The organism is Streptomyces sp. NPDC003943, assembly GCF_053605265.1.
The window spans coordinates 22,543-38,070 of record NZ_JBSGIW010000013.1 but is presented as its reverse complement, the minus strand read 5'-3'; the positions used below and the strand labels follow the sequence as shown (position 1 = coordinate 38,070).

Here is a 15,528-nt window from a genome sequence, read left to right as displayed (position 1 = left end):
CCCGTCCGTCGGACAGTTTCCCCGTTCCGGCCCGGGGCGCCGTCACGCCTGTTCACATGCGCGCATGACTGATGGCTGAAGGCGACGGCTGGAGAAGGCGCGGGACAACCTCATCAGGGAGGGGGATCCGGTCGCCTGGGTGAGTGAGCGGGACGCGGTGGAGCGGGCGGTGCGGTATCCGTCGTTGGCCGTGCGGGGGGGGCGTTGTTCGGGGTGGCGGCCTGTCGGGACGGGGTGTGGCGGGTGGTGTCGCCGTTGCGGGACGGGACGCCGCAGGGGGCGTGGGACAGTCTGCACTCGATGTTGTGGTTCCGGGCGACGGACGACACCGAGGACCGGCCGAGCGGCGGGAGTTGCTCGCCGCCGTCGCCGTTCTTGAGCGGGAGCGGATCAACGAGATCGAGGTGCTCGGGGAGCGGTTCCGGATCGTGCGGGCAGACGAGGTGGCGCGGTCCGGGGCGGACGGGCTCGAGCCGCCGCGGCCCACTGACGTGGAGCCGGTGAAGCCGTCGTGGGAGATGGGGAGCCAGCACTATCCGTCGCCCGACAAGGACTTCGTCCTCGATCCGGCGCGGGAGGCCGGGCCGATGGCGGAGGCGCTGCGCCTGGGGCTGCGGGGGTTCTCGTACAGCGGGCGGCGCTATCCCGCCGACGTGCGGGCCGGGTCCGAGCTGGCAATCGAGACGCATCCCGAAATCGTGGTGATGCCGACCACGTTCGGTGTGGTGGAGAAGACCGGCGCCACCTGGAATCGGCAGGGCTCACTGATGGGGACGCCGCACGAGGCCCGCGCGCACCTCTACATCGCGCTGACCGAGATCTGGCCGCTGATCTACGAGCTGGACGACCAGCCCCGCAAGCGGTACGCGCGCGCCGCCGAGGAGTTCAGGGCCCTCGGCCGGGCGAACGAGCTCACCGTGGACGGGCGCCTGTTCCGGATCTGCCGGACCGAGCGGATGATCCGCTTCGGCCCGGACGGACCCGAGGGGCCACGGACCTCGGACGTGGACGACAGCGAGCCGATGAAGATGCATCCGACCATGGACGAGGACGGCACGATCCACTACGACTCCTGAGCGCCCTGCCGCGATGCTGGAGACTACGTGCCTGACCCCGCTCGACCACACCGCCGCCGTAGCCGCCGAAACCACCCGATTTGTCGCCGCCGTGCAGCACGCCGTCCCTCCCGGTGCCGAGCTGCCCCGACTGGAGCCTCGCCGACCTTGTCCGTCAAGCCGGCAGCGTGCAGCGCTGGTTCACCGTCCTGCTCCGGCAGCGGATCCAGGAACCGCCTCGCAGCCTCGATGTCGACCTGCGGCTGCCCGAGCGGCCTGAGGAGTAGCCGGCCTGGCTGGCCGAGGCCGCCGAGGAGGCCGCGGCGACGTTCGCCGGGACCGACCTGCATGCGCCGATGTGGGCCTGGGGCGCCGACCAGCACGCCCGGTTCTGGGTGCGTCGGATGCTGTTCGAGACGCTCGTCCACCGCGTCGACGCGGAGCTCGCGCTCGGCATCGAGCCCGCCATCGAGCCGGCCCTCGCGGCCGACGGCGTGGCCGAGTTCCTGACCAACCTGCCCTTCGCCGCCTCCTTCGCCCCCGACACCGCCAAGCTGCGCGGCGACGACCGGACCATCCGCTTCACCCTCACTGACGGTGAAGGCGACTGGCTGGTGCGCCTTCGGCCCGACGGCTTCGGGCTCACCCCGGAAGACACGACGGCCGACGCCACCGTGCAGGGTACCGCCGCCGACCTGCTGCTCCTCCTCTACCGGCGCATCGAGCCGTCGGCTCCCCGCATCAAGCTGTCCGGTGACGAGGAGCTCCTCGCGCACTGGTTCACCCACTCCGCCTTCTGAAAACACGAGGGCCGCGCCGCACATCCTTCGACGTGCCGCGCGGCCCTCTGGCTGTGTCAGTGCGTTAGTTGACGTTGATCGCCGACCAGGCCGCGGCCACCGCGTTGTACTGGGTGCTGCCCGCGCCGTACAGGTCCTTCGCCGCCGAGAGGGTGGCGGTGCGGGCGCCGGAGTAGCCCGTGGTGGAGGTCATGTAGGTGGTGAGGGCCTTGTACCAGATCTTGTACGCGGCCTGGCGGCCGATGCCGGTCACCGTGGAGCCGTTGTACGTGGGCGAGTTGTAGGAGACGCCGTTGATGGTCTTGGCGCCGCTGCCCTCGGAGAGGAGGTAGAAGAAGTGGTTGGCCGGGCCCGAGGAGTAGTGCACGTTCAGGCGGCCGACGGACTTCGACCAGTAGTCGGCGGACTTGCCGTCCTTGCTGGGCTGGTCCATGTAGCGCAGCGGGGAGCCGTCGCCGTTGATGTCGATCTTCTCACCGATGAGGTAGTCACCCGCGTCGGTGGAGTTGTTGGCGTACCACTCGACCGAGGTGCCGAGGATGTCGGAGGTGGCCTCGTTCAGGCCGCCGGACTCGCCGCTGTAGCGGAGGTTGGCGGTGGAGGAGGTCAGGCCGTGGGACATCTCGTGGCCGGCCACGTCGAGCGACGTGAGCGGGTGGGTGTTGTTGATGCCGTCGCCGTAGGTCATGCAGAAGCAGGAGTCGTCCCAGAACGCGTTGACGTACGCGCTGCCGTAGTGGACGCGGGAGTAGGCGGCGACGCCGTCACCGCGGATGCCCGAGCGGCCGAGCTCGTTCTTGTAGAAGTCCCAGGTGACGGCCGCACCGTAGTGGGCGTCGGCGGCGGCGGTCTCGCGGTTGGAGGAGAGGCCGTTGCCCCACGTGTCCGTGGAGTTGGTGAAGAGCGTGCCCTGGCCGGTGGTGCCGCCGTTCAGGTCGTACGTCTTGTGGCCGCCGCGGCCGGCGTCGGTCAGGGTGAAGCCCGAGCCGCCGGTGGACGTGCCGAGGGTGACCTGGCCGCTGTACTCGGTGTTGCCGATGCCGGTCTCGATGGTCTCGTACGAGTCGAGCTGCTTGCCGGTGTTGGCGTCGGTGACGACGTGGCGGCGGCTCGGGGTGCCGTCGGCCTGCGTGCCGGTGACGACGGTCTCCCAGGCGAGGACGGGCTTGCCGGTGACGGCCCAGATGACCTTGCGGGCGGAGGAGGCGGTGGCGGCCTTGTCGCCCGCGGCGCCGGACGCGGCGACGGCGTTCTTGCCGGCGGTGGCGGCGGCGAGCGCCGGGGTGGTGGAGGCCACGGCTATCTTCGCGCCGGTCGCCTTGGTGGCGGAGCGCGAGCCGTCCTTCTTCTGGTGCACGACGAGGTCGCCGCCGAGGACCGGCAGGCCCTCGTAGGTGCGCTCGTAGCGGGTGTGGACGGTGCCGTCGGCGTCCTTGACGACGTCACGGACGACCAGCTTCTCCTGGCCGGACAGGCCGAGGGCCTTGGCGGTGTCCGACGCCACGGCCTGGGCGTCCTGGATGGCGGCGGCGCGCTGGCTGCCGGACAGGGTCAGCGCGGTCGCGCCGGCCTCACGCTGGGCGGCGGTGTCGGCGGCGGTGGCCGATCCTGCCTGGATGCCGACGACGACCATGGCGGCGGACGCGATCAGGGCGGCGGCGGTGGTACGACGGTGCGAGGACTGCAGGCGGGTCACGCGGGCTCCTTCGCTGTGAAGCGTGGGGGTTGCTGTGGGGGGTGGTGCGGAGGTGAGCGTGCCACTAACCAGCCTTGATTGACAGGTATGCAACAAGGATTTGACCTGCAGTTGTCCGAAGGGCGGCCAACTCCGTCCGCTATACGGGGAGCTGACCGCCTCAAGGGTCATGCAGGGGTGCAATAGGGGTCGTGCAGGGTCGCGGAAAGGGTTTATTGAAGGTCGTTTCGGAAGTCCGGCCGAGCCCCTCACGCCCACCTCACGACCGCCTCGCGGCCCCTCGCGGCCCCTCGCGGCCTCCGGTGTCAGTCGAAGACCGGGCCCGAGATCCGCGCCCGCTTCAGCTCCGCGAAGCCCGCCACCGACGCCGCGAGCAGCGTCGCCCGCCACAGCCGCGCCGCCTCCTCGCCCCGCGGCACCCGGGTGAGGACCGGGCCGTTGAAGCCCAGCGGCTCGCCGTCCGGGCCCGGCGCCGCGAGGACCGGGCTGCCCGCCTCCTGGCCGACGGCCGCCTGGCTCGCCTCGTGCGAGGCGCGCACCTCCCCGTCGTACGTGTCGTTCCTCGCGTACGGCATGAGCTCGCCGGCCGGCAGGCCCGCCGCCGTCAGCGCCTCCTCGATCACGTCGAGTTCGGGCGCCCGGCCGCCCGGGTGGTAGCGGGTGCCGAGCTCGGTGTAGAGCCGGCCGGCCGCCTCGTTGCCGTACTTGTCCTTGACCGCGGCCAGGGCCCGCACCGGGTACCAGCCCTTGGGGCCGAGCAGTTCCCGGTACTGCTCCGGGATCTGGTCCAGCCGGTCCTCGTTGAGGACGGCCAGGCTCATCACGTGCCAGCGGATCTCGGCGAGACCCTGCCGCTCGGCCTCCACCAGCCAGCGGGAGGTCACCCAGGTCCACGGGCACAGCGGGTCGAACCAGAAGTCGACGGCGACGCGCGTCTGCTCTTCGGTGGTGCTCATTTCCGTTCCTCTCCTCCGCACGTACGACGACGGGGTCCACGCCCGCCGCGTGCCGCCGCGGCCGACGTGAACCCCTTACAGCACTGCGTCAGTTGGTCGCCAGGCCCAGGACCACCGGCGCGGCCGCGAGCAGCGCCAGGACCACCGGGACCGGGGCGCCCTTGCCGTCCTTGGCGCGGATGTGCGTGATGAACGCGCCGAGGAAGTACAGGACCACGCCGACGCCGGCGGCGATGCCCAGCGGGCGGAACCAGATGCCGGCGATCAGGCCGATCGCGCCCAGGATCTCCAGGATCGCGAGGCGGGGCAGCCAGGCGTCCGGGACGTTGACCTTCTGCATGCCGGCCACGATCTTCTCGTCGCGGACCAGCTTGCCGCGCGCCGAACCGACGAGGACGAGCGAGACCAGGATCGCCAGGACGACATATGCGATGAACACGGTTGCTCCTTGAGCGGGTGAGGGGGACGGGGATGGGACGGGGACTGTCCAGGAGAGAGAAGGGGTCAGGGGCGCGGGATCGCCTCGACCACGCTGCTCGGCGAGCGCGTCGGCAGGATCCGCGTGAGGGTGAACCCGGCGGCGTCGAGCAGCGTGCGGAACTCCTCCGCGGTGCGCTCCTGACCACCGCTCAGCACCATCATGTTGAGGTCGATGATCTTGCTCGGCGAGAAGCCGCCGCCCTCCGGCACGACCGTGTCGACGACGAGCAGCCGGCCGTCGTCGGGCATCGCGCGCCGCACGGACTTGAGGATCTCGATGCTCGACTCGTCGTTCCAGTCGTGCAGGACCCACTTCATCGTGTAGAGGTCGGCGCCCTCCGGCACCTTCTCGAAGAAGCTGCCGCCGACCAGCTCGCAGCGGTCCGCGAGGCCCGCCTCGGCCACCCGGGCGCGGCCGTTGGCGACCACGTGCGGCAGGTCGAGGACGATGCCGCGGGCCTTGGGCTGGGCGCGGAGGATCGCGGACAGGAAGCCGCCCTCGCCGCCGCCGACGTCGACGATCGTGCCGTACGGGGTGAAGTCGAAGGCCTCCACGACCGCGTCGGCGACCATCGCGGTCAGGCCCGTCATGGCCTTGCCCAGGTGGTCGGCCAGCTCCGGCGTGCGCTCGAAGTACTCCCAGATCGGATGGCCGTTGGCGGCCTCGAAGACCGGGGCTCCGGTACGGACGGACTCCGCGAGCCGGTCCCAGGTGCCGTGGTGGGCGGTGCCGAGCTCCAGCTGGACCAGGGAGGCGAGCGAGCCGGGGACGTCGGTGCGCAGCGTGTCGCCGAGCGCGGTGGTGGCGTAGCGGCCCTCGTCGTCGACGCTCAGGACGCCGACGCCTTCGAGGGCGCGCAGCAGGCGGTGCAGGGAGCGCGGGTCGGTGCCGTTCGTCGCCGCGAGATCGGCGGCGGTCCGGGGGGTCTCGGCCACGAGGTCGGGCAGGCCGAGCACGGTTCCGGCGTGGACGGCCCGGGACACCCAGTAGCTGGTGACGATCTCGAACATCCGCTGGAAGTCGGGCTGCCGGTCCTGCTGCTCAGGTCCGCTGGTGCGTGCGTCCATGGGGAGGTCTGCTCCGGGGCTCGGGAAGACGGAAGAAGGGAGAAGGAGAAGGGAGAAGGAGAAGGGAGAAGGGAGAAGGGAAGCGAGGTGAGTGGGCGCGGGCGCGCGTCCGTACGGGGTGGCAGGGGCCACCCCGTACGGGCGTGCTGCGGTGCGCGCCGTGCGCAGGTGCCGGGCCGCGGTGCGCGCGGTGCGCTGTGCCGTGCCACCGTCCGCGCGACCAGCCGCGGCCCTTCGTCCGCGCGGAGCAGGAGAAGCGGCTCAAGGCGGCCGAACGGGCGTACCAGCAGCTCGGCAAGGTGAATCCGCTCGCCCTGGAGGAGTTCGCGGCCCTGGAGGAGCGCCACAAGTTCCTCTCCGAGCAGCTCGACGACCTGAAGAAGACCCGCGCGGACCTCCTTCAGGTCGTGAAGGAGGTCGACCTGCGGGTCGAACAGGTCTTCACCGAGGCGTACCGGGACACCGCCCGCGAGTTCGAGGGCGTGTTCTCGCGGCTCTTCCCGGGCGGTGAGGGCCGGCTCGTGCTCACCGACCCGGAGAACATGCTCACCACCGGCGTCGACGTCGAGGCCCGCCCGCCGGGCAAGAAGGTCAAGCGGCTCTCGCTGCTCTCCGGCGGCGAGCGCTCGCTGACCGCCGTGGCGCTGCTCGTCTCCATCTTCAAGGCCCGGCCCAGCCCGTTCTACGTGATGGACGAGGTCGAGGCCGCGCTCGACGACACCAACCTGCAGCGGCTCATCCGGATCATGCAGGAGCTCCAGGAGTCCTCGCAGCTGATCGTGATCACGCACCAGAAGCGCACGATGGAGGTCGCCGACGCGCTCTATGGCGTGTCCATGCAGGGCGACGGAGTCTCGAAGGTGATCAGCCAGCGGCTGCGCTGAGCCCCGCAGTCGCCCTGCGAACAGACAGCTGAGTTCAACATCTGAAAACAAGCCACCCTTGGGTGAGGTTCAAGTCATACGACATCGACTATTGACTTCGAAACCTGAAGGCATAGTCTCTGCAACGTTGCTTTTACCTTCAAGTGGTGGGCGGCGTGAAGTTGTGCGCCACTGGAAGGGCTCGCCCCCCACCGCCCGGCGACGCTGCCGGAGCCCCGAGGAGTCCTTGTGACCAGCACCGCGCAGGCGCCCACACCGCCTTCGTCCGAAGGCCGATCGGCCCATCCGGACCACATCGGACACGTCATCTTCATCACGGCCTCCGCCGCGATGGGCGGCTTCCTCTTCGGCTACGACAGCTCCGTCATCAACGGTGCGGTCGAGGCGATCCGCGACCGTTACGACATCGGGTCCGCCGGCCTCGCCCAGGTCATCGCCATCGCCCTGATCGGCTGCGCCATCGGCGCCGCCACCGCCGGCCGGATCGCCGACCGCATCGGCCGCATCAAGTGCATGCGCATCTCCGCCGTGCTCTTCGCCGTCAGCGCCGTCGGCTCCGCGCTGCCCTTCGCCCTCTGGGACCTGGCCCTCTGGCGGATCGTCGGCGGCTTCGCCATCGGCATGGCCTCCGTGATCGGCCCCGCCTACATCGCCGAGGTCGCCCCCGCCGCGTACCGCGGCCGGCTCGGCTCCTTCCAGCAGGCCGCCATCGTCATCGGCATCGCCATCTCCCAGCTGGTCAACTACGGCATCCTGCAGCTCGCCGACGGCGAGCAGCGCGGCGAGATCGGCGGCCTGGAGGCCTGGCAGTGGATGCTCGGCGTGATGGTCGTGCCCGCCGTCCTCTACGGCCTGCTGTCCTTCGCGATCCCGGAGTCGCCGCGCTTCCTCATTTCCGTGGGCCGCACCGAGAAGGCCAAGGAGGTGCTCGCCGAGGTCGAGGGCCACGGCGTCGACCTGGACCGCCGGGTCGCCGAGATCGACCAGGCCATGCGCAGCGAGCACAAGTCCACCTTCAAGGACCTGCTCGTCGCCGGCCGCCGGTTCACGCTGCTGCCCATCGTCTGGGTCGGCATCGGACTCTCCGTCTTCCAGCAGCTCGTCGGCATCAACGTCGCCTTCTACTACTCCGCGACGCTCTGGCAGTCCGTCGGCATCGACCCGTCGAGCTCGTTCCTCTACTCCTTCACCACGTCGATCATCAACATCGTCGGCACCGTGATCGCGATGGTCCTGGTCGACCGCGTCGGCCGCAAGCCGCTCGCCCTCGTCGGCTCCGCCGGCATGGCGATCGCCCTCGGCGTCGAGGCCTGGGCCTTCTCCGCCGACCTCGTCGACGGCAAGCTGCCGAACACCCAGGGCGTCGTGGCGCTCGTCGCCGCCCATGTCTTCGTGCTCTTCTTCGCCCTCTCGTGGGGCGTGGTGGTCTGGGTCTTCCTCGGCGAGATGTTCCCGAACCGGATCCGCGCCGCCGCCCTCGGCGTCGCCGCCTCCGCCCAGTGGATCGCCAACTGGGCCATCACCGCCAGCTTCCCGTCGCTCGCCGACTGGAACCTCTCCGGCACCTACCTGATCTACACGATCTTCGCCGTGCTCTCGATCCCCTTCGTGCTCAGGTACGTCAAGGAGACCAAGGGCAAGGCGTTGGAGGAGATGGGCTAAACCCCGCTGCCCCTCTCCTCATGCACGGAACCGCCCCGGACCGAGGCCCTGCGCCCCGGTCCGGGGCAGTACGCGTTCAGCGGCAGGCGCATGCCGGTGCGTCACGGCCGGGGCAGTACGGCGTCACAGAACAGCCGTACGCTCCGCCAGCCCTCCTCCACCGGCATACCACCGCACAGCGGATGCAGCACGAGGCTCTCCAGCTCCCGCCCCAGCGCGGCGCACTCGTCCGGCGTCACCACCCGGTACACGCCCTCGGCCCGCAGCTCCGGCACCGTCGCCGCCGTCGACCGGACCGCCGAGCGGATGTCCTTCGACTGCCAGGAGGCGTAGGTCCGCGCCTCGTGCAGGAAGTGCTCCCCGTACTCCGCCCAGGTCCGCTCCGGATCCTCCGACACGTGGAGGAGCGGGGTCTCGCGGGCCGGCATCATCGTCCAGCCCTCCGTCCCGTACGCGGCGCACTGCTCCCGGTAGTACGTCTCCAGCTCCGGCAGGTGCGCGCTGGGGAAGAACGGCAGCCCGAGCCGGGCCGCCCGCCGGGCCGCCGCCCGCGACGAGCCGCCGACCAGGAGCAGCGGGTGCGGCTGGGTGAAGGGCCGCGGGGTGATCCGTACCGTACGGCCCTGATACGTGAAGGGCTCGCCGGACCAGGCGGCCAGCAGCGTCTCCAGGAGCAGGTCCTGCAGCCTGCCGCGCCGCCCCCAGTCGACGCCGCGCTCCTCGTACTCCTCCGGCCGGTAGCCGATCCCGGCGACCGTCACGAGCCGGCCCGCGCTCAGCAGGTCCAGGACCGCGATCTCCTCGGCGAGCCGCAGCGGGTCGTGCAGCGGCCCGATGATCGCCGAGACGGTCACCGCGATCCGTCTCGTCGCCCCGAACACCGCGCCCGCGAAGGCGAAGGGGGAGGGCAGCCAGTTGTTGACGGCGCCGTGGTGCTCCTCGGTCTGCACGGTGTCGACGCCGTGCGCGTCCGCGTACGCGGCCATCTCGACGGCGGCGCGGTAGCGGGCCGAGAGGGAGGCCGGGTCGGCGTGCGGATCGACGAGGTTGAACCGGACGACGGTGAACGGCATGGGAAGTCCCCCTCCACGGGTGCGTCGTGGAGGGGGACGTTAGCTGACGTGGCGTCAGATGGAAACGGTCGCGGGCTCCTCGGTCGGCTGCGACCCGGCCGCCGGCTCAGACGCGGACCGGACGGCCTCGCGCGGCAGCACCGCGTACAGCACGCCCGCCACCACGATCGTCGCCGCCCAGCCGAGCCCGTTCCGCCCGATCCAGGACGAGGCCAGCGGCCCCGCGAACCAGTCGACCTTCGTGAACAGCAGGCCCGCCGCCAGGGCCACGCCCCACGCCGTCATCGCCTGCCAGGCGAAGCCGCCCCGGTACCAGTACGCGCTGGTCCGGGTCGTGTCCATCAGCGCCGCCGCGTCGTACGACCCGCGGCGCAGCATGTCCACGCCGAAGACGCCGATCCAGGCCGAGAACGCCACCGCGAGCAGCGTCAGGAAGGAGATGAACGAGCCGATGAAGCTGCTCGCCACCACCATCAGCAGGAAGCCGAAGACCAGGCTGATCACCGCGTTCACGCTGACCGCCGCCGCCCGCGGCACCCTGATGCCCAGGGTCTGCGCCGTGAAGCCGGCCGAGTACATCGACATCGAGTTGATCAGCAGCATCCCGATCAGCGCGATCAGCAGATACGGCACCGAGATCCACATCGGCAGCAGCTCGCCGATGAACGACACCGGGTCCTGCGCCGAGGCCAGGTCCGGCGTCGACACCGCCATCACCGCGCCCATCAGCACCATCGGGAGCACCACGATCCCGGCGCCGCCGACGGTCGAGCCGACCACGCCCTTCGAGGAGGCGGTGCGCGGCAGATAGCGGGTGAAGTCGGGGCCCGACGGCACCCAGCTGATGCCGCCCGCCGCGATCGTGCCGATGCCGGCGACCAGCATCGCCGTCGAACCGGCCGGCTTGGCGAAGACCGCCGACCAGTCGGTGTCCGCCACCAGATAGCCCAGGACCAGCAGCGAGAAGGCGCCGAAGAGGTACGTGGACCACTTGCTGCACACCCGCAGCGCGCTGATCCCGAGCCCGGACACCAGGAACGTGAGGGAGACGAAGACCAGCAGCGTCACCACGATCAGGAACGTGTTCGACTTCACGCCGAAGAGCAGGTCGAGGATGGTGAGCACCGCGTACGCGCCGGCGACCGCGTTGATCGTCTCCCAGCCCCAGCGCGCCACCCAGATCAGCGCGCCGGGAAAAAGGTTTCCGCGCTGGCCGAACACGGCCCGCGACAGCGCCATGCCGGGCGCTCCGCCGCGCTTGCCCGCGATCGAGATCACACCGACGATCCCGTACGAGAGGACCGGCGCGACCGCCGCGACCAGCAGGACCTGCCAGAAGTTCAGGCCGTTGAAGACGACCAGGCCGGCGCCCATCGTGAGCAGCAGCACACTGATGTTGGCCGCCACCCAGGTCGGGAAGAGCTCACGGACCCGGCCGGTCCGCTCGGCGTCGGGGACGGGTTCGAGGCCGCGGCTCTCCAGGGCGCCGCCGCTCGGCGCCCCTTCGGACTCGGACACGTGGGGCATAGGAGTACTCCGTCGTACAGATGTGGGGGAACCACTCACTTTACGTGCTCCGCGTTCTGCCGCCGCGTGGCCGATACTGGACCGGTTATGGAACTCATCCTTGCTGTAGTCATCGCTCTGGTCGTCGCGGTCGCCGTGACGGGCGGGCTCGTGGTCAGCGGCCGCAAGAAGAAGCAGCTGCCGCCCGCCCAGCCGCCGTCCTCCGCCCCGACCATCACCGCTCCGCCCGCCGAACCGCACGTCGGCGACGAGGCGGAGACGCTGCGGGAAGAACCACGCCGCACCGTCGAGGAGGTCGAACTCCCGACCACCGCCGAGGCCCCGGTCGTCGTCGAGGAGCCCGCCGCCGAGCCGGTCGCTCCCGAGGCGCCCGCCGCTCCCGAGATCGAGATCCCGGAGCCGACCGCCGGCCGTCTCGTACGGCTCCGGGCCCGGCTCGCCCGCTCCCAGAACTCGCTCGGCAAGGGGCTGCTGTCGCTGCTGTCCCGCGAGCACCTCGACGAGGACACCTGGGAGGAGATCGAGGAGACCCTCCTCACCGCCGACGTCGGCGTCGCCCCCACCCAGGAGCTCGTCGAGCGGCTGCGCGAGCGCGTCAAGGTGCTCGGCACCCGCACCCCCGAAGAGCTCCGCGGGCTGCTGCGGGAGGAGCTGATCGCCCTCCTCGGCCCCGACCTCGACCGTGCGGTGAAGACCGAGAGCCCCGAGGACACCCCGGGCGTCGTGATGGTCGTCGGCGTCAACGGCACCGGCAAGACCACCACCACCGGCAAGCTGGCCCGGGTCCTGGTCGCCGACGGCAAGTCCGTCGTCCTCGGCGCCGCCGACACCTTCCGCGCCGCCGCCGCCGACCAGCTGCAGACCTGGGGCGAGCGCGTCGGCGCCCGCACCGTGCGCGGCCCGGAGGGCGGCGACCCGGCGTCGATCGCCTTCGACGCGGTCAAGGAGGGCATCGCCGAGAAGGCCGACGTCGTCCTCATCGACACCGCCGGCCGGCTGCACACCAAGACCGGCCTCATGGACGAGCTCGGCAAGGTCAAGCGCGTCGTCGAGAAGCACGGCCCGCTCGACGAGGTGCTGCTCGTCCTCGACGCCACCACCGGCCAGAACGGCCTCATCCAGGCCCGCGTCTTCGCCGAGGTCGTCGACATCACCGGCATCGTCCTGACCAAGCTCGACGGCACCGCCAAGGGCGGCATCGTCGTCGCCGTCCAGCGCGAGCTGGGCGTCCCGGTCAAGCTGGTCGGCCTGGGCGAGGGCCCGGACGACCTCGCCCCGTTCGAGCCCGGCGCGTTCGTCGACGCCCTGATCGGCGACTGACCCGCGCCTTGGAGGCGTACGAGAAGGGCCCCTGCCGCAGCTCAACGGCAGGGGCCCTTCTCCGTGACCGGACCCGGTCGGCGGCCGCCGGTCAGTAGTGGGTGCGGTGGCAGATGTACGCGAGCGTCCCGAGCAGCAGCCGCGCCTGCGGCGGCGCGCCCGCCGTGTCCAGCGTCGGGGGCCGCAGCCAGCGCACCGGCCCGTGGCCGCCGAGGTCCGAGGGCGGGGCCGTGACGTGCGCGCCCGGGCCCAGACCGTGCAGGTCCAGATCGGCGTCGTCCCAGCCCATCCGGTAGAGCAGCTGCGGCAGCTCCGCCGCCGCGCCCGGGGCCACGAAGAACCGCGCCCGGCCCGTCGGCGTCGCGCACACCGGCCCCAGCGGCAGCCCCATGCGCTCCAGCCGCACCAGCGCCCGGCGGCCCGCCGCCTCGGCGACCTCGATCACGTCGAAGGACCGGCCGACCGGCAGCATGATCGCCGCGCCCGGGTACTCCGACCACGCCTTGGTCGCGACGTCGAGCCCCGCGCCCGCCGGGACCGGCTCGGCGAAGGACAGCGGGTGCGCCCCCGGAGCCGTACAGCCGGGATCGCCGCAGGAGCACCGGCCGGCCACCGCACGCGCCCCCGGGACCACGTCCCAGCCCCACAGGCCCGTGTACTCCGCCACCGCGGTGCACTCACTGGTGCGTACGCGGCGACGCGAGCCGGACCGCATCTCACGAATGCCGCCGATCGTGAAGCCCATGCCCCCTCCAACGGGTCGAACGCGCCGGTGGTTACGGACCGGAGGAGCACCGCTACCCTCCGCCACGCTCCCGCGCCGGTCGTTCCCCCGGCAGGGGCGCACGGTGGTGTGGCGGGTGGTGCGAACCGTCACGCGCGCCTCCTCGCGCTCCGGTTCAGCGAGCCCGTCCTGTCACATGTCAAGTGAATCGTGTTCGCCGCGTGGCGAGTTCATTCGAAGGGGTGGCGAATGGTGGCGTTTCTTGAAACGCCATGCCCGGACGGGTGATCGTAGGATTACCTTCGGTACACGAACCCGGGGTGTATTGCACGGTTGGGTATGCCGGAGGCAACCCGGTTTTCCGTTCGGAGGAGTACAAACGCCGGACGAGCACCGCGAAACACGGCATCCTGTCAGGGGTTCGCAAGGCATCAGGTGGATGGGGGCGTTCCAGTGGGCGGCAACGGCGCAGACGGTACGACTGCCGGCAAGCGCCCCAACGAGCAGCTGAGCTCGTGGTTCGTGCGCAGCGGCTGGTCGAAGGGCGAACTGGCGCGCCAGGTGAACCGCAGGGCACGCCAGATGGGCGCGCACCACATCTCCACGGACACCTCCCGGGTGCGCCGCTGGCTCGACGGCGAACAGCCCCGCGAGCCCATCCCGCGGATCCTCTCCGAGCTGTTCTCCGAACGCTTCGGCTCCGTCGTCGCCGTCGAGGACCTCGGCCTGCGCACCGCCCACCAGTCGCCGTCGGTGTCCGGCGTCGACCTGCCCTGGGCCGGCCCGCAGACCGTCGCACTGCTCAGCGAGTTCTCCCGCAGCGACCTGATGCTCGCCCGCCGCGGCTTCCTCGGCTCCTCGCTCCAGCTCGCCGCCGGCCCCTCCCTCATCGAGCCCATGCAGCGCTGGCTGGTGCCCACCCCGGGCGGCGAGCCGCAGCCCGTGCCCGCCGAGGACCGGCGCACCCACCGGCTCTCCCCGGTCGAGCTCGACCTGCTCGAATCGACCACCGCGATGTTCCGCCAGTGGGACGCCCAGTGCGGCGGCGGCCTGCGCCGCAAGGCCGTCGTCGGCCAGCTCCACGAGGTCACCGACCTGCTCCAGGAACCGCAGCCGGGCGCCGTCGCCCAGCGCCTCTTCAAGTGCGCCGCCGAACTGGCCGAACTCGCCGGCTGGATGAGCTACGACGTGGGCCTCCAGCCCACCGCCCAGAAGTACTTCGTGCTCGCCCTGCACGCCGCCAAGGAAGCCGGCGACAAGCCCCTCGGCTCGTACATCCTCTCCAGCATGAGCCGCCAGATGATCCACCTCGGCCGGCCCGACGACGCCCTCGAACTCATCCATCTCGCCCAGTACGGCAGTCGCGACTGCGCCACCCCGCGCACCCAGGCCATGCTGTATGCGATGGAGGCCCGCGCCTACGCCAACATGGGCCAGCCCTCCAAGTGCAAGCGGGCCGTGCGGATGGCCGAGGACACCTTCGCCGACGTCGGCCTCGACGGCGAGCCCGAGCCCGACTGGATCCGCTTCTTCTCCGAGGCCGAGCTCAACGGCGAGAACTCGCACTCCTACCGCGACCTCGCCTACGTCGCCGGACGCTCGCCGACCTACGCCTCGCTCGCCGAGCCCGTCATGGAGCGGGCCGTCGAGCTCTTCGAGAAGGACCCCGAGCACCAGCGCTCGTACGCACTCAACCTCATCGGCATGGCCACCGTCCACCTGCTCAAGCGCGAGCCCGAGCAGTCCGTGGTGCTCGCCGAGAAGGCCCTCGGCATCGCCCGCAAGGTCCGCTCCGAGCGGGTCAACACCCGGCTGCGGAAGACCGTCGACACCGCCGCCCGCGACTTCGGGGACGTCGCCGAGGTCGTCCACCTCACCGACCGGCTCACCGCGCTGCTCCCCGAGACCGCGGAGGCCGTCTGAGCATCGCGTCCGGCACCGTGGAAACACCGTAGAGACCCCGGCCGCGCCGGCCGTCCCGTAACCCCGACTCGGCTCCCCCGCCGCACGGACACACGGACGACCGACGCGGCCGGCTCGCCTTTTGCGCCTAAAGCGGCACCGCTCTCGCGGAGGTGGCCGGTCGCCGTCGTGGTTCCTCAATTGATGGCTGCGGTGCCGGGGTGGCACGGTCCTGAAGCCGCGGGGTCGTGCTGGTGCCGTTCACGGCCGCGTAACACGCCCGGCGCCTTCGTCACTGCGGCGAAACATCGAGCGGCATCGGCGGAAACCGGCCTGCGCGAATCTCTGGCGCATAACCGGCCCCCGGCCCCGGCCTCCCTC

10 protein-coding genes and 3 pseudogenes are annotated in these 15,528 nt (G+C 71.2%); 6 read left to right on the top strand and 7 right to left on the bottom strand.

Translation table 11 applies throughout. The features are described from left to right. Nucleotides 1–213 precede the first annotated feature (213 nt). Nucleotides 214–1,076: pseudogene (locus tag ACWEV0_RS08195) on the top strand (DUF5954 family protein). A gap of 113 nt (nucleotides 1,077–1,189) precedes the next feature. Beyond that, nucleotides 1,190–1,855: pseudogene (locus ACWEV0_RS08190) on the top strand (maleylpyruvate isomerase family mycothiol-dependent enzyme). 64 nt (nucleotides 1,856–1,919) lie between these two features. Here ACWEV0_RS08190 and ACWEV0_RS08185 read toward each other — a convergent pair. From ACWEV0_RS08185 to ACWEV0_RS08170, 4 genes are all read right to left on the bottom strand, one after another. Further along, on the bottom strand, nucleotides 1,920–3,551 hold the full coding sequence (locus ACWEV0_RS08185; protein ID WP_453147535.1) for a M4 family metallopeptidase: 1,632 nt from the start codon (nucleotides 3,549–3,551) through the stop codon (nucleotides 1,920–1,922). 305 nt (nucleotides 3,552–3,856) lie between these two features. After that, entirely contained in the window at nucleotides 3,857–4,507 is a 651-nt protein-coding gene (locus tag ACWEV0_RS08180; RefSeq protein ID WP_453147533.1) for a mycothiol-dependent nitroreductase Rv2466c family protein, read from the bottom strand. 88 nt (nucleotides 4,508–4,595) lie between these two features. Continuing rightward, nucleotides 4,596–4,946, bottom strand: a complete 351-nt coding sequence (locus ACWEV0_RS08175; protein ID WP_453147531.1) for a DoxX family protein — start codon at nucleotides 4,944–4,946, stop codon at nucleotides 4,596–4,598. 65 nt (nucleotides 4,947–5,011) lie between these two features. Beyond that, nucleotides 5,012–6,055, bottom strand: a complete 1,044-nt coding sequence (locus ACWEV0_RS08170) for a methyltransferase (RefSeq protein ID WP_453147530.1) — start codon at nucleotides 6,053–6,055, stop codon at nucleotides 5,012–5,014. A 212-nt stretch (nucleotides 6,056–6,267) separates the two neighbouring features. Between ACWEV0_RS08170 and ACWEV0_RS08165 the strand changes: the two are divergent. Both ACWEV0_RS08165 and ACWEV0_RS08160 read left to right on the top strand, forming a co-directional pair. Next, nucleotides 6,268–6,939: pseudogene (locus ACWEV0_RS08165) on the top strand (AAA family ATPase); the annotation flags it as partial. 228 nt (nucleotides 6,940–7,167) lie between these two features. Next, nucleotides 7,168–8,601, top strand: a complete 1,434-nt coding sequence (locus ACWEV0_RS08160) for a sugar porter family MFS transporter (protein ID WP_453147528.1) — start codon at nucleotides 7,168–7,170, stop codon at nucleotides 8,599–8,601. Nucleotides 8,602–8,702: 101 nt separating this feature from the next. Here ACWEV0_RS08160 and ACWEV0_RS08155 read toward each other — a convergent pair whose 3' ends face one another. Both ACWEV0_RS08155 and ACWEV0_RS08150 read right to left on the bottom strand, forming a co-directional pair. Continuing rightward, nucleotides 8,703–9,674 carry an LLM class flavin-dependent oxidoreductase gene (locus ACWEV0_RS08155; RefSeq protein WP_453147526.1) on the bottom strand — a complete coding sequence of 324 codons (972 nt, stop codon included), beginning with the start codon at nucleotides 9,672–9,674 and terminating at the stop codon, nucleotides 8,703–8,705. Between the two features lie 54 nt (nucleotides 9,675–9,728). Continuing rightward, nucleotides 9,729–11,201 carry a cytosine permease gene (locus ACWEV0_RS08150; RefSeq protein ID WP_453147525.1) on the bottom strand — a complete coding sequence of 491 codons (1,473 nt, stop codon included), beginning with the start codon at nucleotides 11,199–11,201 and terminating at the stop codon, nucleotides 9,729–9,731. A gap of 87 nt (nucleotides 11,202–11,288) precedes the next feature. Between ACWEV0_RS08150 and ftsY the strand changes: the two genes are divergently transcribed. Next, a complete protein-coding gene (ftsY, locus tag ACWEV0_RS08145; protein ID WP_453147523.1) occupies nucleotides 11,289–12,521 on the top strand; it encodes a signal recognition particle-docking protein FtsY in 1,233 nt (410 codons plus the stop codon). A gap of 91 nt (nucleotides 12,522–12,612) precedes the next feature. Here ftsY and ACWEV0_RS08140 read toward each other — a convergent pair whose 3' ends face one another. Next, nucleotides 12,613–13,266: a bifunctional DNA primase/polymerase gene (locus ACWEV0_RS08140; RefSeq protein ID WP_453147521.1), complete on the bottom strand. Its 654-nt coding sequence runs from the start codon at nucleotides 13,264–13,266 to the stop codon at nucleotides 12,613–12,615. 432 nt (nucleotides 13,267–13,698) lie between these two features. Here ACWEV0_RS08140 and nsdA point away from each other — a divergent pair, with 432 nt between their 5' ends. Then, on the top strand, nucleotides 13,699–15,168 hold the full coding sequence (gene nsdA, locus ACWEV0_RS08135) for a transcriptional repressor NsdA (protein ID WP_453147520.1): 1,470 nt from the start codon (nucleotides 13,699–13,701) through the stop codon (nucleotides 15,166–15,168). Nucleotides 15,169–15,528: the final 360 nt, after the last annotated feature.